Here is a 20,700-nt window from a genome sequence, read left to right as displayed (position 1 = left end):
ATTTGCCTTTAGGATGTGCCGAGAGCGCTTTCGAAGGCTGGAGACCACCTCCGGTAAACTACTTAGGGACCCGCCCCTAAGAAAAGAAACGAAATTTCGCGACGCAGTGACCTGAACTAACAATTGGCCATCAGCTCGTTCAGGAGATGGCACATGCTCACTCAATCGATCAGCGCTCCCGTCGCAAATCCCAAAGTCGCCACTGCCGGCCGCCCCGACCAATTCCATGCGATTGCCGGCCATGCGGGTCTTGTCGCCACGGAATTCTCCTACAAGAAGGATGAGGAAATCTATGGGGAGGATGAGCCTTCGGACTACGTCTATCAGGTCATTTGCGGTTCGGTCCGAAGTTACAAACTGCTATCCGACGGCAGGCGGCAGATTGGCGCATTCTACCTTCCGGGCGACGTCTTCGGGCTGGAGTCCGGACCGACCCATCGGCTGACCGCGGAAGCTATCGTTGACACCACGGTTCGCCTGGTGAAGCGCCGCAGCCTCGAGCAGGCAGCCGGCATGACCGCCCAGGTTGCCCGCAGCCTCTGGACCATGACAGCCGGCGAGCTTGGACGTGCCGAAGACCATATGCTGCTTCTCGGCCGCAAGAACGCGATGGAGCGCGTCGCAAGCTTCCTGCTTGAGATGGACCGTCGTCTGGCCGCGACTGGCATGATGGCGCTTCCGATGTGCCGCAGGGACATCGGAGACTATCTGGGGCTCACGCTTGAAACAGTCTCGCGCGCCCTGTCACAACTTCACAATGATGGCGTGCTTGCCTTCTCCGGCGCCCGTCAGATCGTGCTTCGCAACCGGCAGCGCCTGCACAATATGGATGCGTGAGGGCACCTCTCTCGTTCACCCGATCGCAGCCGCATAGGAAAGCAATACGACGACTTCAAGAATCGAAACTTTCTGGAGGTCCGCCATGAACCACTCGATCTATAGCGCAGATCGCACGACCCACATGAAAATTGTGGTCGCTGCCTTGGTGGCGGGCATCGGCGTCGCGGGCTTCGGGATTGCGGCCCGCGTCAACACCGGCAACGAATATTCGCAGACTGCCCAGATCATCAAGACCAAGGCGCGGCTTGAGGACCGAAGGCTTGCACTTGCGTTACCGACGCCATGAACCGTCCGGAACGGTCTGGTTAGCTCCGCTGCACACCTCACACTACTTTTCTACCGGCGGCAGCGTCGCTTTCAGCGGAAACCAGGTCCGATCACCTTGATGCCGATCAACTGCCTCGGTCACCAGCGGGCTACATTTAGTAATTGTTGCCGTGAGGTTTAGGCGAGATGAACAAGCAGTCGGGCCCTGGCGAATCCGGCGGCAAGGATGCGCTGCAAATTGTACCCTTCCCGGCAACCGAGCGTGGGGTTCGGGAGCCGGCGGCGCAGAAACGCGGAACGGCCCGGTACTGGGCGATCGGCGTAGCGGTGGCGCTTCTGCTTGCCGTTGGGACGATCTCCGTCTGGTGGTCCGTTGGCAGCGGTTCGGGAATTCGCTATGCGACCGCGCCCGTCACGATTGGACCAATCGCCCGCAGCATTAGCGCAACAGGGACCGTCAACCCCGAATTGACGATCATTGTCGGAACTTACGTATCCGGAGTCATCCAGGAACTGAGCTGCGACTACAATACGCAAGTCAAGCGTGGACAGTCCTGCGCCAAGATCGATCCGCGCCCGTATCAAAGCATGGTCGATCAGGGAAAGGCGAACCTCGCCGTCGCGAAAGCCCAACTGGAGAAGGACAAAGCATCGCTGGTGTATGCCAAGCTCTCGCTGGAACGCCACGCAACTCTCGTGCAGACCAACGCCGTGTCGAGAGACGCCTACGACAACGCAAAAAGCGTATACGATCAGGCACAGGCGCAGATCATATTCGACGAAGCCACCATTCAGCAGCGCCAGGCGGTGCTCGACGCAGCGCAGGTCAATCTCGATTACACCAACATTATCTCGCCGGTCGATGGCACCGTTGTCTCGCGCAACGTGACCATGGGGCAGACCGTCGCGGCGAGCTTCCAGACCCCTACCCTGTTCCTGATCGCGACTGACCTTACCAAGATGCAGGTCGACGCCAATGTCAGCGAAAGCGACATCGGCGGCATCAGGAACGGCAACAAGGCGACATTTACCGTCGATGCATATTCCAGGCGCGCCTTCGAAGGCCGGGTCACTCAGGTCCGCCAGTCCCCACAAACGGTACAAAACGTTGTCACCTACGACGTCGTCGTCAGCGTCGACAACTCCGACCTGGCGCTCAAGCCGGGCCTGACGGCCGCAACCCGGATCATCGTCGATCAGCGCAGTGCGGTGCTCCGCGTTCCGAACCAGGCCTTGCGCTATGTGCCGACCGGAACCGTCCCTCACGAAACCAAGCAACCACGGGTCTGGGTGCTTCGCGACGGAACGCCGGCGCCGGTTCAGGTGACGGGCGGACTCGACGACGACGAGTTCACGGAAATTGTCCAGGGCGATCTGAAGGTCGACGACAAGGTAATCATTGCCGAACAGCAGACTTCGGTGAACGGGCGCTCTGCGGTGCCTCGACCGCGACTCTGATTGTGCGGCTACAAGGCAGCGATTGACGTGCATGGCGGAGCCGGTCATCAAAATTGAGAAGGTGTCGCGGACATATCACGTCGGCGACATCGACGTTTTTGCGCTCCGGGACGTCAGCCTGACCGTCGAACACGGCGAGTTCATCGCCATCATGGGAGCGTCGGGGTCGGGCAAGTCGACGCTGATGTCGGTCCTCGGCTGCCTCGACCGGCCGACAAGCGGTCGTTACTGGTTCGATGGCATCGAGGTCGCGCAGCTTGCCGAGCCGGATCTCGCCGGCCTGCGAAGCGAGCGGCTTGGATTCGTGTTCCAGAGCTTCAATTTGCTGCCGCGCACCAGTGCGATCGACAATGTTGCCTTGCCCCTTCTGTACGCGATGTCCGGTCAGGGCCATGCGCGCGTACGCTTCGACCGGGCACGCGCGGTTCTGGACAAGCTCGGGCTACGCGACCGTGAACGCAACACGCCGGGCCAGCTGTCGGGCGGGCAGCAGCAGCGGGTCGCGATCGCCCGCGCCCTGATCAACCAGCCGAGTCTGTTGCTGGCGGATGAACCGACCGGCAATCTCGATACCCGAAATTCAAACGAGATTATGCAGACGCTCAGCTCGCTCAATCGGCAACAAGGCGTCACCATCATCGTGGTTACGCACGAGCCTGATATTGCGGCCTTTGCCGATCGCGTGCTGACCATGCGCGACGGTCAGATCATCTCCGATGTGAGAAACACCGCGCGCGAACGGGCGCCCCGGACCGCAGTCCCTGCAACCCGGACAACGAGCGACTTGGCCTCTCTCTCGAAACCGGCAGCGCCTCAGCGCTATGTCGGGCTGTCGGGCGCCTCCTGGCCGTTTGCCTGGATGGTAATGACCGCGGCGGCAGAGGCAATCTGGCGCAACAAGATGCGCTCGGCGCTGACGATGCTCGGCGTCTTCATTGGCGTGGCCGCATTGATCGTCATGGTGTCCGTCGGCCAGGGGGCCAACGAGGCGGTTCGCAAGGAGATCGCAAGACTGGGAACCAACCTCGTTGTCATACTGCCCGGGGCGGCCACCAGCGGGGGCGCCCGCGGTGGGTCCGGAAGCGCCTCGACGCTGACCGTCGCCGATGTCCATGCGATCCGACGAGAGGCGCCTGCCGCGGGTGAGGTGAGTTATCTCATCCGCCAGTCCGGGCAGATTCGGTTTTCAAACCAGAACTGGACCACCGGCATCCAGGGGGTAAGTTCCAATTACCCGCCGATGACGAACTGGCAGATCGCAGCCGGGCGGGCGATCACGCCGGAGGATGAGCGAAGCGCGGCACTTGTCGCGGTCCTCGGCGAGACCGTGCGCCGGCAATTGTTCGGCACTTTTCAGAATCCGATCGGCGCCACGGTGCAAGCGAGGGGCGTCGCATTGCAGGTGGTCGGAATCCTCGACACCAAGGGACAGACATCCTTCGGACAGGACCAGGATGATCTGATCATGGTTCCTTTCACAACGGCCGAGCGCAAAATTCTCGGCGTTGCGTCTCCGAGCCAGCAGCAAACGGCCATCAACTGGATCTATCCGGCGGCGCCAAACCCTTACGGCCTTCAACCGCGCATGATAGGGTTCGTGAACCAGATTTATGTGCAGGCGGTAGATCAGACCAGCATCCAGACCGCGATCAGCCAGGCGACTGAAATCCTGGCGCGCCGTCACCGCATCAGGCCGGGTAGCGTCAACGATTTTTCCGTGCGAAATCTCAGCCAGATCGCGGAGACCGCGGAAGGCAGCAGCCGCATCATGGCGCTTCTGTTGGCCGCGGTGGCGTCGATATCGCTTGTGGTCGGCGGCATCGGCATCATGAATATCCTGCTCGTCTCAGTGACCGAACGGACGCGGGAGATCGGGTTACGGATGGCGATCGGTGCGCGAAGGCTGCATGTCCTGCTGCAGTTTCTTGCTGAGGCAATATTCATCAGCGTCAGCGGCGGCATCGTGGGAATTATCATCGGCGCGGCATTTTCCCTCGCCATTTCTGCCCTCACCGGCTGGCCGGCACCGATATCGCTCGCCGCCATCGCGGGCGGGTTCCTGTTCTCGGCAGCCGTTGGCATCTTCTTCGGCTACTACCCTGCACGGAAGGCCGCCCGGCTCGATCCAATCGAAGCGTTACGCTACGAGTAATCACGAGAAAGACGAGGCGGCTAGTATCATGACTTTCTGATGCCCAACCATGCTTCGCGCAAGACACGCCGCACGCAAGTGTGGTCAAGAGCGCTCGCTCCACCGGAACGGTGTCAATTGGGCGATAAAGTAGAGTAATAGATTACGAGTTGATCAATCTCCCGGTCTGACAAGTCCCGAGCGATCGATTTCATGTCGGGGTGTTTGCGCTTGCCAGATCGGAAGGCCAAAAGTTGCTCGCGAATATAGATGCTCTTTTGTCCGGCGAGATTTGGCTTTTCAACATCGCCCCCGGTGCCATCCACACCATGACAGGGCGTACAGATCTCAACAATTGCAGGCAGATTATTTGCTTGAGCGTTCGCGATCCTGACGTGCGCGCCAAGGCAGAGCCATGCGACCATCGCCGCTGCGATCCTGTAACAAGGCTCTCGATTGACCGACCGCACGGGCATATCCTACATCGTTACGCAGTGGCGCCTTTCGCCACTGCGACTAATCCCGCCAAAGGACCGTCAGGCCGGAAAGGCCAACTGTCTTGATCAGGCAGATCGCTTGAACTGCTCCCGCAGCGCCTGATTGGCGCGATCGAAAGTAGCCCGGGTTTCCGTTAGAGCGGCCGTCAGTACGGACCAGGACTGGGTTCCCGCCTCACTCAGCTTCAGGAGCTTTGCCTCCGCTGCGACGGCATCAGCGTTCATACGCTTCAGCGCCGCATCGATTTCGTTCCGACGTTCAGCTGCGAAATCGTTGGCAGCGGAGCCAAGTTTGTCGGCCGCTTCGCGCCAGGCGTTCAGTTGGGCGGCGGCCTGAAGTTTAAACGTTGCCTGCTGTTGCTCGACCTGCTTGACGAAGCTCTCGACATATTTTTTTGCTTCGGTCTCGAAGGAACCCCATTCAGACTCCAATTGCGCCTGAGCCGTGATCCAGCCGGCCTCATTCGCTTCCGCCTGTTTCTTGACGATGTTCCGAAATTCATCGCGTTTTTCGCGCATTACTGAAAGAACCTTGTCTGCCCTATCGCGGGCATCGGCTTGCACTGCAGCGACTTTGTTCTCAAATGACGTCAGCGTGGCGTCCATTTCATCGAGGCGCTCTTTAGCCCAGTTTACGTAGAAGTGGATGTTGCTTTGCATAGGCATTTGCGCATCTCCGCAGGTTTCCAAGCGATTAATCGTCCAAATTGTCAATTACCATGGTGCCCCGCACCATTGGTTGATGTGCGTCAAGTACAATTCTTCTCCACCTTTCCGATACCCCGAGGGACGCCCCGGTTAGCGGCTAAATTTTTGCCCTTCACGACCCCGTCAGGCACTCCGCTGCGAACGTGCGCGAGGATTGACCTTCGTCAATACCGGCTGAATTCAGCCTGATTTATTGGGCAAATGGCAAAATATATCAGATCATTCCTCGAACTCGGATTGAACGACGTCGGCCTTGTCGGCGGCAAGACCGCGTCGCTAGGCGAATTGTATTCCGTTTTGTCGTCACAAGGGGTTGCTGTCCCCAATGGTTTTGCCATCACGGCAGAGGCTTATCGCGATGCGCTGTCGCAGGGCTATGTCGCGGACGAACTTCACCGGCTTCTGGACGGTCTCGACAAGCGCAAGATCAAGCAGCTTGCGAGCAAGGCCGCCAAAGCCCGCGAGATCATATACAGGGCGATGGACACGCCGCTTCTCCGCGAACAGATCGTGGAAGCTTATCGGCAGCTTGAGCGGGAAGCCGGAACCGGCGTCGCCGTTGCCGTACGAAGTTCTGCGACGGCGGAAGATCTTCCGACCGCAAGCTTTGCCGGCCAGCATGAAAGCTTCCTCAATGTGCGCGGCACGAAAGACCTGTTCGAGGCCTGCCGGCGCTGCTTTGCCTCGATCTTCACCGATCGCGCGATTTCCTATCGCCTCGACAAGGGCTTCGATCACTTCAAGGTCGCCCTCTCCGTCGCGGTGATGAAGATGGTGCGTTCGGATATTGGCGCCAGTGGCGTCATCTTCACGCTCGATACCGAATCCGGGTTTCGCGATGTGGTTTTCATCACGGGCTGTTACGGCCTCGGCGAAACCATCGTCCAGGGCAAGGTCGATCCTGACGAGTTCTACGTTCACAAGCCGACCCTGAAGCAAGGATTTCGCTGCGTCCTGCGGCGGCGGCTCGGTGGCAAGCAAATCCGCATGATTTACGGCAAGGGCGGCGGCAGCCGCGCAACGCTTGTTCGAACGGTGCCAAGCGCCGAGCAACAAAGGTTTTGCATCTCCGATACGGAAGTGTTGCGCCTTGCGGACATTGCCGTGCACATCGAGGAGCACTATTCAAAACATGCCGGCATTGCCATGCCCATGGATATTGAATGGGCCAAGGACGGCGCCGACGGCAAGCTCTACATCATTCAGGCGCGGCCCGAGACGGTTGCCTCGCAGCGTTCGCCGGACGTCTACGAAACCTACGATCTCAAGGGAAGCGGGACTGTGATCGTCACCGGTCGCGCGGTGGGGGAAAAGATTGTATCGGGACCCACCCGCCGGATTGCCACAGCGCGAGACCTCGCCGCCTTCAAGCCAGGCGAGATTTTGGTCGCGCCGTCGACCAGTCCGGATTGGGAACCGGTCATGAAGATTGCGGCCGGCGTCATCACCGACAAGGGCGGCCGGACCTGTCATGCCGCGATTGTGGCTCGGGAACTGGGCATCCCCGCCGTGGTGGGCGCGATGCATGCGACGGAGAAGCTCAAGACGGGGACAAACGTCACGATCTCCTGCGCCGAGGGCGAGATTGGAAACGTCTATCAGGGAAAGGTCGCCTTCGACGTCACCCGGACGCCCGTGAGCGAACTCCGGCGGCCGCATACCGCAATCATGGTCAATGTCGGCACGCCTGAAATGGCCTTCCGGGTCGCGATGCAACCGCAGGCCGGGGTCGGCCTCGCGCGCATGGAGTTCATCATCAGCGAACATATCGGCGTCCACCCGATGGCGCTGCTCAAGCCGCAGATGATCGTCTCGGCCAAGGCGAAAGCTGCCATCGCTCGTCTGGTCAAAGGCTTCAAGAGTCCTTCCGATTTCTTCATTCAAAGGCTGGCGGAGGGTGTCGGCACGATTGCCGCTGCATTCTATCCCAAGCCGGTGATTGTCCGGCTTTCCGACTTCAAGACCAACGAATACGCCAGCCTGCTCGGCGGCGAGGCATTCGAGCCGAAGGAGGAGAATCCGATGCTGGGATTCCGGGGGGCTTCGCGTTACAGCCACCCTGCCTATGCCGAAGGGTTCAAGCTGGAGTGCGCGGCGCTGCGCCGGGTGCGCGAGGAAATGGGTCTTTCCAATTTGCGCGTCATGGTGCCGTTCTGCCGAACCGTCGAGGAAGGCCGACGTGTGATCGCGACGATGGCGGCCAACGGCCTCAAGCGCGGCGAAGGCGGGCTTGAGATCTATGTGATGTGCGAGATTCCAAACAACGTCATCCAGATCGACGCGTTTTCGGAACTGTTCGACGGCTTCTCGATCGGTTCAAATGATCTCACCCAGCTTACGCTCGGCGTCGACCGGGATTCCGATATCGTCGCCTTTGATTTCGATGAACGCGATCCGGGCATGCTGGAGATGTTCAGGCAGGCTGTGACGGGCGCCAAGCGAAACGGACGTCACGTCGGCATCTGCGGAGAAGCTCCAGCAAATTATCCGGAGATCGCGCGCTACCTGACCCAGCTTGGCATCGATTCAATCAGCGTCAATCCCTCAAGCGTGTTTCGCACCATGGCGGCGGTTGTCGAGGCCGAAGCCAGTTGCACGAAAACCAGGGCGTAACGACCACTATTCGGCGTGGGCGGCCTCCGCATGAATTTGCTCCGCCGCCGCATTGACCCGGGTCATCGCTTCAGTCAGCTCCGCATAGACGTCATCTTCGATTGTCACCATGCCGAAATTCGAATTCTCGCCGTCGAAGCGTCCCTCCGCTGGCTGATCGGCATGCTCGAACCAGTGATATCCGACTATGGACGGTTTTCGCAGCGCAGCGGAAACGTAGCGTTCGAAGCTCTGGGCGCGCTCGACCTGGCTTGCCACCCGCGGTCCGGCACCGCTGGTATTGGGCAGGCCTGAATCGTCGCCGCGGAACGAGAACTCGGAAATCAGGCACGGCTTGCCACATTCCGCATAAGCATCGATAACTGGACCGGCGTCGAGGTGATAGCAATTGAACGAGATCACATCGAGGTAGCGGCCGGCTGCTGCAATCACACCGGATTGCGGCTGGTAGCCGAACCGGGAGCCAATCACGAGATGGTTGGGGTCAACAGCCTTGATGGCCGAGACGCACGACGCGAAATATTGCTCGGCGACGACCGCAACAAAGGCATCGCAATCGGCGGAAAATGCCGCGCGGGCTGGATTGGCGAGGTTAGCTTTGGTCTCAAGCGCGTCGTTCAGGCCGCCAGGCGGCATTCTGAAGAACGGCGCTTCGATACGTCCGATTGAGCCGAGTTCTTCCCATGATCGCGCCGGCGTGCGCCAGACTGCGTTGAACTGGGAAAAATCCCGATAGTGCTCCTGTAATCTTGCAATCGCCGCGACCCGGCCCGGACGGTGAGATGGCAGGTTCAGAAACAGCGTCAATAGTTCGTCGGCCCCTCGCCAATCGGGTGACCAATACAGTTCGTTGTCGATGAATGTACCGAGTAATCCGGCCTCATTGCGCCGCTTTGCGCAATGATTCTTCGCGCTCTCCCGGATGTGCGCGGAAAATGCGGGATCGAACACATCGGGAAAGATCTGGTCGCGCCGGTGTAGCCGGAACGTGGCGCCGAGTGCAGCACTGGGTGCGATCGCTAGCAGCGACGATCCTGCGGTGGCGACAAGTTCATCCGACCAGCAGCCGAGCGTGTTGAACTTCCAACTCGTCAGCCGGTCGGCCACCGACGTACGCCAGATATGCTGGCTGCCGTATTTCTTCAGGCACGTGTCGGCATATGGTACGCGATTGCTGCTTCCGACGTGATCCTGATCGAAGCGGACGGTATTTACGCCCTTGGAAAGGAAACGCCCTCCGTCGGGATCGACCAGCCAAAACACACCGTCATGTTCGTCAACGCGAAAAAACCCGCTTCCTCGGAAGCGACCGTCGGCGATGCCACCCCATTTTGTCCTTTTCAATCGAATACCCCAGCGGTCAAATAACCAAGTAATTTATCGCATCGGTCCGTCGATAATTCTTGATATATCTCAAGATCGTCTTCGCGTTCGGTCGGATTATTAAAATTGCGGCTCGCGCCCTGGTTGCATGGGCGGCCAATGAGAGACAATCAGAGATCAGACGGTTCAATCATGCCCGCATCGGAGCTTCCCTCAACAGCTAACCTGCGTCCGGATTTCATCTGGGGAGTCTCCACGTCAAGTTTCCAGATCGAGGGGGCAACAAGAGAGGACGGCCGAGGGCCGAGCATCTGGGACGTCTACGGTCAAAAGGGGGAGATCAAGAATCACGACACCGGTGACGTTGCATGCGATCACTACCATCGCTACCGGGAAGATGTTGCCCTGATGAAATTGCTGGGCGTTCAGGCCTATCGGTTCTCCGTTGCCTGGCCACGCGTGTTACCGCAAGGGCGAGGGTCGGTGAACGAACCCGGCCTCCTATTTTACGATCGGCTGATCGATGAGCTGCTGGCCGCCGGTATCGAACCATGGCTGTGCCTGTATCACTGGGACCTGCCACAGGCGCTGGAGGATCTCGGCGGATGGATGAATCGGGAGGCGGTGACATGGTTCGCCGACTATACCACGCTGATCGCAACGCGTTTTGGCGATCGCGTCAAACATTTCGCGACATTCAACGAACCGTCGATCTTCAATCTGTTCAGCCGCTCCATCGGCAAGCGAGACCCGACCAGCGAAGACAATCTTCACCGGGCGATACACCACGTGAATCTCGCCCATGGTGCGGCCGTGGATGTGATCCGGGAAAAAGTCCCCGGCGCATCAATCGGGTGCATTCACAATTTTCAGCCGTGCTGGCCCGCGAGTGTCGACGAGGCCGATGCGGTCGCGGCCGAACGACTGGGCACCTATTGGAATTGGGCTTTCCCCGATCCGCAATGCCGCGGCGAATATCCATTCCTCATGCGGCCTGCCGTCGATCCACACGTCCAGCCGGGCGACATGGCACGCATTTGTCGTCCGGTCGACTGGCTCGGACTAAATCATTACAGCCCAGTATATGTGAGAGCGCAGCCGAATTCCATGTTGGGGTTCGCGTTCGGTGAGAAGCCGACGGGGGTTCCGCTCACCCCGATAGGATGGCCAATCAATCCGGAAGCCTTTCGCGACACGCTGCGGACCGTCCATGAGAAGTACGGTCTGCCAATTTACGTTCTTGAAAATGGATATGGCAGTTACGACAAGCCCGACGAAACCGGAGCGGTAATCGATTCGGAGCGGATAGAGTTTCTGGCCGCCTATGTCGGGGCCATGAATTCCGCCGCCGCCAGCGGCGCCGATATCAGAGGCTACTTTGTTTGGTCCCTGCTCGACAATTTCGAATGGGAGTCGGGATACAGTATTCGTTTCGGCCTGACCTACGTCGATTATGCGTCGCTGCGGCGTTTTCCCAAGACCTCATTCCACTGGTACCGGGATCTGATCAAGGCCGCACGACAAAGATGAAAGCGGTTTCCTCAGAACAAGCCCCCCAAAGCGTGCTGCTTGCGGACATCGGAGGCACCAGCGCGCGCTTTGCAATTCTGCCCGCTGGAATAGTGCGCAAGATTACCCGTATGGCTCTCGGCAACCACTGCAGCTTTCGTGCAGCTCTCGTGGCGCATCTGGGAAAGCAGCCCGGAGCCGACTTGATTCAGGCCGCGATTCCCGGAAATCCCGGCCCGATACAGAGCGGCCGCGGCGAGCTCACCAACAATCCCTGGGCGATTGGTGCCGCGGGGTTGCGCGCCGCCAACGGATTTTCCACGATAGTTGCCAGACGTTGGACGAACGCTGAAAATTGGATTCGTAAATGAGCGATCCATGCCTTGATCCCCCCTACTGGAGCCAGGACGCCACTGCGCTGATGACCACCTTGGGATCGGGTCCAGGCGGCCTTTCATCGGAGAAAGCTATCGCGTTGCTTCGCCTGGTGGGTCCCAACGTCGTGGAAGACTCATCGCGCCTAAGCGCGCTTCGTTTGTTTCTGCGGCAATTCGAAAGCCCTCTCGTCCTCATTCTGATATTCGCCGCGGCGATCTCCTTGGTGCTGCAACAGTGGATGGACTCGACCATCGTTCTGGCGATTGTGCTTGGAAGCACCCTGCTCGGCTTTTTTCAGGAGTATCGCGCGTCGGCGGCTGTCGAGGAGCTGAAACGCAGCTTGGCACTGACATGTCGCGTCGTGCGCGACGGCGTCGAACGGGTCGTGCCTGTCAGCACAATCGTGCCCGGCGATATCATCCAGCTGTCCGCGGGGAATTTGATCCCGGCCGATGGCCTTGTGATCGAGGCTGTGGACTTCCTGGTCAGCGAAGCGAGCATGACAGGCGAATCCTTTCCGGTCGAGAAACAGCCTGGGATCATAAAGGCTGAGGCGGCAGTTTCTGCTCGGACAAATGCAGTCTTTCTCGGCGCATCCGTCCAAAGCGGCACGGCGAAGGTGCTTGTCGTCGAAACAGGTCTCCGGACCACGTTTGGCGCAATCGCGGCACGGCTTGGAACCCGCGAGCCCGAGACGGATTTCGGGCGCGGCGTTCGTCAGTTCGGATACCTTTTACTTCGCGCGATGGTCGTCATCGTTCTGTTCGTCCTCACGGTGAATCTGCTTCTCGGTCGTCCGGCGATCGAGTCCCTCCTGTTTGCCGTTGCGCTTGCAGTCGGCCTATCTCCCGAGCTGTTGCCGGCGATCGTCAGTGTGACTCTGGCCGCGGGCGCCCGAGATATGGGCCGGCGGGGCGTCATCGTCCGCCGCCTGGAAGCCATCGAGAACCTTGGCAGCATGGATATTCTGTGCACCGACAAGACCGGTACCCTGACGGAGGGTATCATCGTTCTCAATGGTGCGTTGGATGCGGACAATCGGCCATCCGCCGAAATCAGCCGGCTTGCCTTCCTCAACGCGGCGTTCGAGAACGGCATCGAAAATCCGCTCGATGCCGCGATCATGGCCGCGGGGAGCAGCGCAGGCTTGACGACGCACGGCTTCACCAAGATCGACGAAATTCCGTACGATTTTCTTCGCCGCCGGCTGACCATCGTGGTGGCGGAAGACGGCAATCAAACAGAGCATCTCATCGTTACCAAGGGCGCATTTTCCAATGTGCTCGATATCTGCTCGTCGATCCGGCGCGATGCCGCCGATATCCCCCTTACGCCTGCATTGCGCACCGAACTCGATAGGGTTTTTGAGGCGAAGGGAACCGAGGGGTTCCGGGTCCTGGCTGTGGCTACGCGCAGGGTCGCGGCCAAGCCGCGCTATGGACGAGATCAAGAGCAGGACATGACGTTTTGTGGCTTTCTGATCTTCTCCGACCCGCCCAAAGCAGAAGCGCAACGGACGATCCACGATCTCGCCCAGCTCGGTATTCGCATCAAGGTGATCAGCGGAGACAACCGCCATGTGACGGCACATCTGGCCAAGGCCGTCGGTCTCAATCCGAAGTCGATGCTGACCGGCGACGCTCTGGGTAAACTCAGAGATGAGGCGTTATGGCACCTCGCGCCACGCACCGACCTTTTCGTTGAAATCGATCCTCAACAGAAGGAGCGGGTCGTCCGCGCCTTGCAGAAGACCGGGCACTCGGTCGGATATCTCGGCGACGGCATCAACGACGCACCGGCCCTGCATGCGGCCGATGTCGGCATCTCGGTTGAGGAGGCCGTGGATGTCGCGCGCGAGAGTGCCGACATTATCCTCCTGAGCCGCGATCTCGACTGCTTGCGCAGCGGCGTCGAGGACGGACGCCGGACCTTCGCCAACACGCTCAAATATATCTCGATCACCACCAGCGCGAACTTCGGAAACATGCTGAGCATGGCGCTGGCCGCACCGCTGCTTCCGTTCCTGCCGCTGGCGGCCAAGCAGATCCTGCTGAACAATTTCCTTTCCGACCTGCCGTCGATTGCGATCTCAAGCGACAATGTCGATCCTGACCGCCTACGTCGGCCTCAGCGCTGGAACATCAAGGACATCCGGCGTTTCATGATCGTCTTTGGACTGATTAGCTCGGTCTTCGATCTCGTGACATTCGCGGCGCTGCTGCTGGTCTTTCATGCCGACCAGCCGACGTTTCAAACATTCTGGTTCACAGTCTCGCTGCTGACCGAACTCGCCGTCGTGCTTGTCCTGCGAACACACAGACCGGCTTTTCGCAGCAGGCCCAGTCGCTTGCTGTTATGGACCACGCTTGTGGTTGCCGCCGGGACTCTCGCGATTCCGTTCATCGGCTCCTTGAGCTCGATCTTTGGCTTCGTGCCACTATCCGCTCTCCAGATGAGCACAGTCCTCGCTATCGTCCTTGGCTACATTGCCGCTACGGAAGGAGCCAAGGCCTGGTTCTACGGCCGAAAGTCAATGCGAAAGCGACAATCGCCGCACGGGTGATGACCGCTGTTGACGCCACGAGCGGGCGGCTGTCCGTTGGCGAGGATCTGTCAACCGCAAACCCATTGAGATTTCGTCATTCCTCGTTCAGACTTGATTGGATGAACGCATCGTGAGCGGCGCAAGCCAAGTATCAGTCGCATCGGTGTCCCTTCCAGAAGGATACAGGTTGCTGCAAACTGCATATGTAGCTTGCGATTCGTTGATGTCTTGAGGCCCATGAACGAGACTTTGATATCCGCCTGCACGATGTTCCTCGTTCCAGCAACGCTCTTGTTTGGCGCCTTGGGTGTCGCGAACTCGTCCTTTCTCAAGGTGCTGGTCTGCCTGCTTGGCGTAGCCACGACAGGAATATGGCTTTACCGGATATGGTGGTGGACAAACCTGTCCTTGATCGATCGCAGGACGGCGCTTGGTCTCGCGGGCATGTTTGCGTGCGCGTGGCTAGTGACATTCTTGGTGCAGTTGAAGAATGTGTCCTCGCCGCGCTGACTGGCTCCGTTTTGCTGAAAATCTTGTCAGTTGGCTATCTGACTCCATCTACTCATATTCAGCCACAACATGCCGATTGCCTGCGAACGCCAAAATCGACCGTTCGACGAATTGCCATGCGCTGATCGCGTTCGACCAGCCGTGGAGAACACGGAGTCGCCGGCCATGGGCGCTCGACGGGCTGCGATCAGGTTGTTAAAGCCCGCCTCCGCCAGGGAGACTTTGAGTCGAGACATGACCGTTGCGATCGAGATGGGACACACGACGGCAGGCGCCCCGGCTAACCTGGACCTTGAGGAACTGCTGGCGACCCGCCTGCTGGTGCAGGGCAATTCGGGTTCCGGCAAATCCCATCTGCTGCGCCGGCTGCTGGAACAGAGTGCCCCCTGGGTGCAGCAGACCATCATCGACCCCGAAGGCGACTTCGTGGCGCTTGCCGACCGTTTCGGCCACCTGCTGATCGACGCCGAGGACCATACCGAGCGGGGCCTGCAGGTCGCCGGCGAGCGCGCGCGCATCCATCGCGTCTCCACGGTGCTCAATCTCGAGGGGCTCGACGCCGAGAACCAGATGCGGCGCGCCGCCGCTTTCCTCGGCGGGCTTTTCGACGTCGCCCGCGACCACTGGTACCCGATGCTGGTGGTGGTGGATGAGGCGCAGCTGTTCGCGCCGGCAGTCGCCGGCGAGGTTTCGGACGAGACGCGCAAACTCTCGCTCGGCGCCATGACGAACCTGATGTGCCGTGGCCGCAAACGCGGGCTTGCGGGGGTCATCGCCACCCAGCGACTGGCGAAGCTCGCCAAGAACGTCGCGGCCGAGGCCTCCAATTTCCTCATGGGCCGAACCTTTCTGGATATCGACATGGCGCGCGCCGCCGACCTTCTGGGCATGGAACGGCGACAGGCAGAGGCCTTCCGGGATCTGGAGCGCGGGCAATTCATGGCGCTGGGACCGGCCCTCTCCCGCCGTCCGCTGGGGCTGCGCATCGGTCCGACAGACACCACGCCGCGCAACGCGACCCCGCGCCTGATGCCTCTGCCGGAAGCGACACCGGACGCGCGCGCCATCATCCTGGCAGCGCCGCCGCCCGAGAATAATCGGCCCCAGCGCCGGTCGCCGCCAGACCTCCTCGGCCAGCTCATGGCGGCGAAGTCAGCGGCGCTGGAGGTCCGTCCCGAAGCGGTGGAGCAGCCACTCAGCGCCGAGGAACTGGCGGCGCGGCGTGAGCAAGTGGACCGTATTCTGCGCGCCGTCATGGCTGAACCCGACGCGGGATTCCGCGCCATCGGCGTCCTCTATCAGGAGTTCGTGGTCCGCTGCCGGATCGAGGGCCTCGGTTCGGCCGTGCCGGACCTGGGTGACTTCCGTCGCATGCTGACGCGCGCCCGCGCCGGGCTCGGCTCCGATATGGCAGAGGATGACGGGTGGCAGGATGTCTCGGTCCGCGCCTCACTTCTGCCGGAGGATATGCAGGGCGTCTTCATGATGATCGCCCGCGCCGCGAAGGAAGGTTGGCCCTGCCCGGGCGATGCAGCGATTGCCCGCGCCTATGGCTCACATTCGTTGCGGCGTGCACGGCGTCTGCTGACCTACATCGAGGAGCAGGGCCTCATCGTTTGCCAGCTTGACGGCGCCGGTCGGCGGATCGTGACGCTCGTCGAACTGGCCTGGGCGACGGCACCGGGCGACCCCAATGCGGAGGAACTGCCGGCGGAGCAAGGCTGCAGCGGCTCCGCTCCGTGATGCGACATTCCGCGCGCACTCACAAAGGTAGCTTGATAATGGCGCCCGTCTCGCTCCGCGGTGTATGATTGGTAAATGTCGCTGAGCGTTGCGCTACAGTTCCTTTGACGAGTCCGCGCGCTTGTCGTCGGCCGCTTTTTGCGTATCTCGCTTAAAAGGAGTTTCGAGCTTGAGCGTTGCCTTCACCAAGGAAGACAGTGCCGAAACGGCGTCGGAGACTTTGCTTCCCGACCGCCCGGTTTCACCTCATCCGAACCTTGTTACGGAGGCGGGATTAAAGGCTCTGGAATTTCAGCTCCAACAGGCTCGCGAAGCGTACGAGACGGCGCAGAAGATCGAAGACGTGAATGAACGGCGGCGGCAAGCAGCGACCCCTTTGCGCGATGCGCGCTACTTTGCGGCGCGGGTTCGGACGGCTCAGGTCATCCCCAATCCGACGTCGACTGACACTGTCGGCTTTGGCAGCACGGTGACTTTCAGGCGCAATGATGGACGCGTGCAGAAATATCATATCGTGGGAGAGGACGAAGCGGACCCCAAGGCCGGCTCCATTTCCTTCGTGTCCCCAGTGGCAAGGTCTCTGATGGGCAAAGCTGTTGGCGATGTCGTCGGTGCATCCGGTCAAGAGCTCGAGATCATTGCGATCTCGTAGCCCCTCCGCACAGGACGCAGCCGCCGCCAATGGTTGGGTCGCCCCGCGGCGAAAGATGTGGGGCCATCTGAACGCGGCACCCCGTGCAGCAGGGATGTGTGGCAGAGCTGTGGATGATCCTCCTTTGCCCTAAGTAGCACCGCGCTTGCCGTTCCTGCCGAAGGCGACCCGATAGATAGTCCAATACATTGCGCCGACGAGGCCGGCACCACCTACGATATTGCCGAGCGTGACCGGCACAAGATTGTGAATGATGCCCGATATAGTTATGGCCGACGCGTCGAAATCAGGAGGGACATTTCCTGTTCGCGCCATCAACCAGGCCAAAGGCAGGAAGTACATGTTGGCGACGCAGTGCTCAAAGCCGGCGGCTATGAAGGCCGACACCGGAAATATGAGCGCAACAATCTTGTCGGTAACCGACCGGCCGGCATACGCCAGCCACACTGCCAGGCAAACAAGCAGGTTACACAAAACTCCCTTGAAGAATAAAGTTACGGCGTCGGGCTGAATCTTCGCGACAGCCGTATTCAATATGGACAGCCCTACGCGACCTCCATTCATTTCGAGATGATGCGAAAGGAAGACCAGAACTACAAGTCCGACGGCACCGATCAAGTTACCGAAATAGATGACGACCCAGTTGCGCAGCATCTCCCTCGTAGACACGTCTCCGGACGCCCAAGCCATCACGATCAGATTGTTTCCCGTAAAGAGCTCGGCTCCGCCAACCAGAACGATTGCCAGCCCGAGCGAAAAAACCAGCCCGCCGACCACGCGCGCCGTGGCGAAGCTCAGCTCCGCGTCGCTGACGATGACGATATAGTAAAGCGCGCCCAGTCCAATGCTGCCCCCTGCGATCACTGCCAGCATAAATGAAGCCAGAAAGGGAAGGTTCGCCTTTTTGACTCCGACTTGCTCGATCGCCTCCTTAATTTCGGCCGGGCTGTAAGCATTCAAATTGAAGATGGGTAGTTGCGGCGGAGATGCCCGATCAGCCATGCCGTGTCTCCCGTGCCTGATCCATCGACGAGCTAACCTTCCGCCGCCCCCTTGGTCACCTAGCCGGCGCTGCTGCCAACCATGAGGAGCCCCACGATCTGCGCTGCGATCACCTTCACCAGCGTCATGGAAGGAAAGATCATGGCGTAGCCGATGTCGGGCCGTTCGGTGGGCGCCATCTTGGTCGAATAGACGAGGATCGCCGGATTTCCTGTTGCGCCGGATGCCACGCCCACTAGATCGTCGTACGGGATTCTCAGAATGTAGTGCCCCACCAGCAAGACGATGGCTACAGTCGTCAGCAGAACTGCAACCCCGATAAAGAGCATCGTAAGCCCGGATTCGGCGACGGTTCGAACAAAGGGCTGCCCTGCATTGACGCCGACCGTTGCAAGAAACATCGCCAGTCCGAAGTTTCGCAAGACGATGTTCGCTGGTAACGGCATGGTCCAGAGCATGGGGCCTGTGCGCCGTAATTTGCCAAGAATGAGAGCGACGATCAGCGGTCCCCCTCCGATACCGAGCGTCACAACGCCTACTCCAGGAATCGGAATCGGAATAAGCCCAAGCAAGACCCCCAAAACCATTCCGACCCCGAGCGAGACGTAGCTGAATTCGGCCGCCGCCTTCACCGTGTCGCCGAAGTGGCGCCGAATCTCTTCCTTGCGGTCAGGCGGCGTCAGTACCCCTACCCGGTCGCCGAATTCGAGCATCAGGTCGGGCCCCGGCACGAGGTCCGCATCATAGCGACGAACATGCAACAAGTAGGTTGGATAGCCGGCCGGCATCGGAAGACTGGCGAGGGGTACTCCCACCACGCTGGCCTTCCCGACAAAGACTCTGATGTAGTCGAGATCAGCGCGGTCGCTCGCCAGGCGGCCGGGCTCCAGTTTTCCAAGCGTGGCGGCCGCCCTGCCAATCGCTTCATTCTGCTCGGCGACCACGAGAATGGCATCCCCTGTGGACAAGACGGTATCGGCCGTCGGAACGAAATTGTGCCCTCCCTTTCGAACCATCGTCACCTGTACACCGCTGAGCGCCCCCGTCGTCAGTTCGTCGAGTCTCTTTCCGGCATGGCTTTGGCCGATCGAAATTTCGCCCATGTGAAACCGCTGCGCTTTAGCCGGAAATTTCGGCTTTACGATCCGGGTCATGAAGTAAATGCACAGGATGGGACCGATCACCCCGAAGGGGTAGGCGATGGAATAGCCGATCGATGGATCCTTGTTCTTCACAACGTCGAGCGCAGCCTGGAGCGTGGCGGTGCTCGTCATGGATCCAGCATAGATGCCGAGCGTATGTCCGATCTTGATACCGAAGACGTGTCCGAGCCCAAGCGCAACCAACAAGCTGGCCAGGCATGCGACAAGCGCCAGCAGATTGTACTTCTGCCCGACGCCGACCATGCCTTCGAAGAACTGCCTGCCGTAAAGGATCCCGATCCCATACAGGAACATGATCAGTCCTGTCAGGCCAATTGGTCCCGTGATCTGGGCTTTGGGCGCGAACGCACCGATGGCAAGGCCCACGAAAAGAACGGCGCCGACGCCGAGGGAAAATCCGCCGATGCTGATCTGACCGACCAGGTAGCCCAACCCGATCGCGAGAAACGCCGTCAATATCGGCTGGCTGCCGATGATCTCGCGAGCAAGGTCTAACATATCTGGTTTCCCCCGGAGCCCTGTTGTCGGTTAACGCACCCGGCAGCCTGCCGCGCGGAACTGCCCAATGACGCGGTCCGTCAGTTCCCGGTTGGCAGGCGCGGTATTGAGAAGTTTGTAGTCGAGCCCCAGCGCCTTCCACTTGAAGGCGCCCATCTGGTGGAACGGCTGAACCTCGACCCACTCGACGTTCTTCATCGGCGCGACGAATCGAGCGATGCCGTCGACGTTGGCGGGATCGTCGGTCTCGCCGGGGACGAGCGTGAAGCGGACCCACACCGGCTTCGACAGCGAAGCCAGCCGCTCGGCGAAGCGCAGCGTCGGCGCGAGGTCACGACCCGTCACTCGCCGGTACGTGTCTGGATCCGAACTTTTGATGTCGAGCAGGACGAGATCGATGTTCGACACGTAGCTTTCGTCGGCACGATCCCCCAGGAATCCCGAGGTCTCAATGGCCGTGTGCAGGCCCAATGCCTTCGCGCCGGCGAATATCCGCCGGGTGAATGCAAGCTGCACCATCGGCTCGCCGCCGGAAATGGTGAGTCCTCCGCCAAGCGGAAGAAGTGCTGGCGCGAAATCACCCAGGCGACCGAGCACATGATCGGCCGAAACGTAAGTCCCGTCCTTCAGATGCCACGTATCCGGATTGTGGCAGTACGTACATCGCAACAGGCAGCCGGAGACGAAGAGCACGACGCGCAGACCCGGCCCGTCATATCGGGACGAGGTTTCGTAGGAGTGGCAATACCCGAACGCGCCCTCCTCATCCCTGAGCTGGCTTTCGTCTGGTGCGTCGGGTGAAATCCCCGCTCGGAGGTCATAACGACTTCCGGGTTCAAGTATCTGCACCGTCGACATGATGC

General features: G+C 60.1%; 18 protein-coding genes. 12 read left to right on the top strand and 6 right to left on the bottom strand.

The window, feature by feature from the left end; genetic code table 11:
* The first annotated feature begins 153 nt into the window (after window positions 1–153).
* The 4 genes from JQ624_RS14565 to JQ624_RS14550 all read left to right on the top strand — a co-directional run bounded on the left by JQ624_RS14565 (window position 154) and on the right by JQ624_RS14550 (window position 4,717).
* The gene (locus tag JQ624_RS14565; RefSeq protein WP_212419588.1) at window positions 154–837 is read left to right on the top strand and encodes a helix-turn-helix domain-containing protein; all 684 of its coding nucleotides are present in this window, start codon (window positions 154–156) and stop codon (window positions 835–837) included.
* A gap of 85 nt (window positions 838–922) precedes the next feature.
* Window positions 923–1,126 carry a hypothetical protein gene (locus tag JQ624_RS14560; protein ID WP_212419587.1) on the top strand — a complete coding sequence of 68 codons (204 nt, stop codon included), beginning with the start codon at window positions 923–925 and terminating at the stop codon, window positions 1,124–1,126.
* Window positions 1,127–1,293: 167 nt separating this feature from the next.
* Entirely contained in the window at window positions 1,294–2,565 is a 1,272-nt protein-coding gene (locus JQ624_RS14555) for an efflux RND transporter periplasmic adaptor subunit (protein ID WP_212419586.1), read from the top strand.
* Between the two features lie 31 nt (window positions 2,566–2,596).
* Entirely contained in the window at window positions 2,597–4,717 is a 2,121-nt protein-coding gene (locus JQ624_RS14550) for an ABC transporter permease (RefSeq protein ID WP_212419585.1), read from the top strand.
* A gap of 113 nt (window positions 4,718–4,830) precedes the next feature.
* On the opposite strand, the gene JQ624_RS14545 is transcribed toward JQ624_RS14550, so the two are convergent.
* Window positions 4,831–5,121 carry a c-type cytochrome gene (locus JQ624_RS14545; RefSeq protein WP_212419584.1) on the bottom strand — a complete coding sequence of 97 codons (291 nt, stop codon included), beginning with the start codon at window positions 5,119–5,121 and terminating at the stop codon, window positions 4,831–4,833.
* Window positions 5,122–5,259: 138 nt separating this feature from the next.
* Window positions 5,260–5,859 (bottom strand): hypothetical protein, encoded by a 600-nt coding sequence (locus tag JQ624_RS14540; protein ID WP_212419583.1) that lies wholly within the window; start codon window positions 5,857–5,859, stop codon window positions 5,260–5,262.
* A gap of 243 nt (window positions 5,860–6,102) precedes the next feature.
* Here JQ624_RS14540 and ppsA point away from each other — a divergent pair, with 243 nt between their 5' ends.
* Window positions 6,103–8,514, top strand: a complete 2,412-nt coding sequence (ppsA, locus tag JQ624_RS14535) for a phosphoenolpyruvate synthase (RefSeq protein WP_212419582.1) — start codon at window positions 6,103–6,105, stop codon at window positions 8,512–8,514.
* A 6-nt stretch (window positions 8,515–8,520) separates the two neighbouring features.
* On the opposite strand, the gene JQ624_RS14530 is transcribed toward ppsA, so the two are convergent.
* Entirely contained in the window at window positions 8,521–9,621 is a 1,101-nt protein-coding gene (locus tag JQ624_RS14530; protein WP_312014419.1) for an agarase, read from the bottom strand.
* Between the two features lie 15 nt (window positions 9,622–9,636).
* On the opposite strand from JQ624_RS14530, the gene JQ624_RS38565 reads away from it, so the two are divergent.
* From JQ624_RS38565 to greA, 7 genes are all read left to right on the top strand, one after another.
* Window positions 9,637–9,882, top strand: coding sequence for a hypothetical protein (locus JQ624_RS38565; RefSeq protein WP_249129806.1), 246 nt, complete (start codon window positions 9,637–9,639; stop codon window positions 9,880–9,882).
* 147 nt (window positions 9,883–10,029) lie between these two features.
* Window positions 10,030–11,367, top strand: a complete 1,338-nt coding sequence (locus tag JQ624_RS14525; protein WP_212419580.1) for a GH1 family beta-glucosidase — start codon at window positions 10,030–10,032, stop codon at window positions 11,365–11,367.
* The gene (locus JQ624_RS14520) at window positions 11,364–11,717 is read left to right on the top strand and encodes a glucokinase (protein WP_212419579.1); all 354 of its coding nucleotides are present in this window, start codon (window positions 11,364–11,366) and stop codon (window positions 11,715–11,717) included. Before JQ624_RS14525 ends, JQ624_RS14520 begins: the two co-directional genes overlap by 4 nt.
* On the top strand, window positions 11,714–14,287 hold the full coding sequence (gene mgtA, locus JQ624_RS14515; protein ID WP_212419578.1) for a magnesium-translocating P-type ATPase: 2,574 nt from the start codon (window positions 11,714–11,716) through the stop codon (window positions 14,285–14,287). The genes JQ624_RS14520 and mgtA overlap by 4 nt, the downstream gene beginning before the upstream one ends.
* A gap of 353 nt (window positions 14,288–14,640) precedes the next feature.
* Window positions 14,641–14,904 carry a hypothetical protein gene (locus tag JQ624_RS14510; protein WP_212419577.1) on the top strand — a complete coding sequence of 88 codons (264 nt, stop codon included), beginning with the start codon at window positions 14,641–14,643 and terminating at the stop codon, window positions 14,902–14,904.
* A gap of 109 nt (window positions 14,905–15,013) precedes the next feature.
* Window positions 15,014–16,522, top strand: coding sequence for an ATP-binding protein (locus JQ624_RS14505; protein ID WP_212419576.1), 1,509 nt, complete (start codon window positions 15,014–15,016; stop codon window positions 16,520–16,522).
* Window positions 16,523–16,691: 169 nt separating this feature from the next.
* The gene (gene greA / locus JQ624_RS14500) at window positions 16,692–17,174 is read left to right on the top strand and encodes a transcription elongation factor GreA (RefSeq protein ID WP_212419575.1); all 483 of its coding nucleotides are present in this window, start codon (window positions 16,692–16,694) and stop codon (window positions 17,172–17,174) included.
* Window positions 17,175–17,303: 129 nt separating this feature from the next.
* Here the strand turns inward: greA and JQ624_RS14495 are convergent, their stop codons facing one another.
* From JQ624_RS14495 to pflA, 3 genes are read right to left on the bottom strand one after another with little or no spacing between them, the layout of a single operon-like run.
* On the bottom strand, window positions 17,304–18,176 hold the full coding sequence (locus tag JQ624_RS14495) for a formate/nitrite transporter family protein (RefSeq protein WP_212419574.1): 873 nt from the start codon (window positions 18,174–18,176) through the stop codon (window positions 17,304–17,306).
* Between the two features lie 59 nt (window positions 18,177–18,235).
* Window positions 18,236–19,837 carry an aspartate:alanine exchanger family transporter gene (locus JQ624_RS14490; RefSeq protein ID WP_212419573.1) on the bottom strand — a complete coding sequence of 534 codons (1,602 nt, stop codon included), beginning with the start codon at window positions 19,835–19,837 and terminating at the stop codon, window positions 18,236–18,238.
* A 30-nt stretch (window positions 19,838–19,867) separates the two neighbouring features.
* Entirely contained in the window at window positions 19,868–20,695 is an 828-nt protein-coding gene (gene pflA, locus JQ624_RS14485; RefSeq protein ID WP_212419572.1) for a pyruvate formate-lyase-activating protein, read from the bottom strand.
* Window positions 20,696–20,700 lie beyond the last annotated feature (5 nt).

The sequence above is a fragment of the Bradyrhizobium sp. AUGA SZCCT0283 genome (assembly GCF_018130385.1).
In the GTDB taxonomy this organism is placed as follows: Bacteria; Pseudomonadota; Alphaproteobacteria; order Rhizobiales; family Xanthobacteraceae; genus Bradyrhizobium.
Note: the sequence above shows the minus strand (reverse complement) of the source record. Positions and strands in the feature narration are given on the sequence as shown.

Excerpts from the sequence above, each read along its gene's own strand:
- JQ624_RS14510 (WP_212419577.1), top strand. The coding sequence starts at position 14,641 with ATGGCTTTACCGGATATGGTGGTGGACAAACCTGTCCTTGATCGATCG.
- JQ624_RS14545 (WP_212419584.1), bottom strand. The coding sequence starts at position 5,121 with ATGGTCGCATGGCTCTGCCTTGGCGCGCACGTCAGGATCGCGAACGCT.
- JQ624_RS14525 (WP_212419580.1), top strand. The coding sequence starts at position 10,030 with ATGCCCGCATCGGAGCTTCCCTCAACAGCTAACCTGCGTCCGGATTTC.
- JQ624_RS14495 (WP_212419574.1), bottom strand. The coding sequence starts at position 18,176 with ATGGCTGATCGGGCATCTCCGCCGCAACTACCCATCTTCAATTTGAAT.
- mgtA (WP_212419578.1), top strand. The coding sequence starts at position 11,714 with ATGAGCGATCCATGCCTTGATCCCCCCTACTGGAGCCAGGACGCCACT.
- ppsA (WP_212419582.1), top strand. The coding sequence starts at position 6,103 with ATGGCAAAATATATCAGATCATTCCTCGAACTCGGATTGAACGACGTC.
- pflA (WP_212419572.1), bottom strand. The coding sequence starts at position 20,695 with ATGTCGACGGTGCAGATACTTGAACCCGGAAGTCGTTATGACCTCCGA.
- JQ624_RS14555 (WP_212419586.1), top strand. The coding sequence starts at position 1,294 with ATGAACAAGCAGTCGGGCCCTGGCGAATCCGGCGGCAAGGATGCGCTG.
- JQ624_RS14550 (WP_212419585.1), top strand. The coding sequence starts at position 2,597 with ATGGCGGAGCCGGTCATCAAAATTGAGAAGGTGTCGCGGACATATCAC.
- JQ624_RS14565 (WP_212419588.1), top strand. The coding sequence starts at position 154 with ATGCTCACTCAATCGATCAGCGCTCCCGTCGCAAATCCCAAAGTCGCC.
- JQ624_RS14490 (WP_212419573.1), bottom strand. The coding sequence starts at position 19,837 with ATGTTAGACCTTGCTCGCGAGATCATCGGCAGCCAGCCGATATTGACG.
- JQ624_RS14520 (WP_212419579.1), top strand. The coding sequence starts at position 11,364 with ATGAAAGCGGTTTCCTCAGAACAAGCCCCCCAAAGCGTGCTGCTTGCG.
- JQ624_RS14540 (WP_212419583.1), bottom strand. The coding sequence starts at position 5,859 with ATGCCTATGCAAAGCAACATCCACTTCTACGTAAACTGGGCTAAAGAG.
- JQ624_RS38565 (WP_249129806.1), top strand. The coding sequence starts at position 9,637 with ATGCTGGCTGCCGTATTTCTTCAGGCACGTGTCGGCATATGGTACGCG.
- JQ624_RS14560 (WP_212419587.1), top strand. The coding sequence starts at position 923 with ATGAACCACTCGATCTATAGCGCAGATCGCACGACCCACATGAAAATT.
- JQ624_RS14505 (WP_212419576.1), top strand. The coding sequence starts at position 15,014 with ATGACCGTTGCGATCGAGATGGGACACACGACGGCAGGCGCCCCGGCT.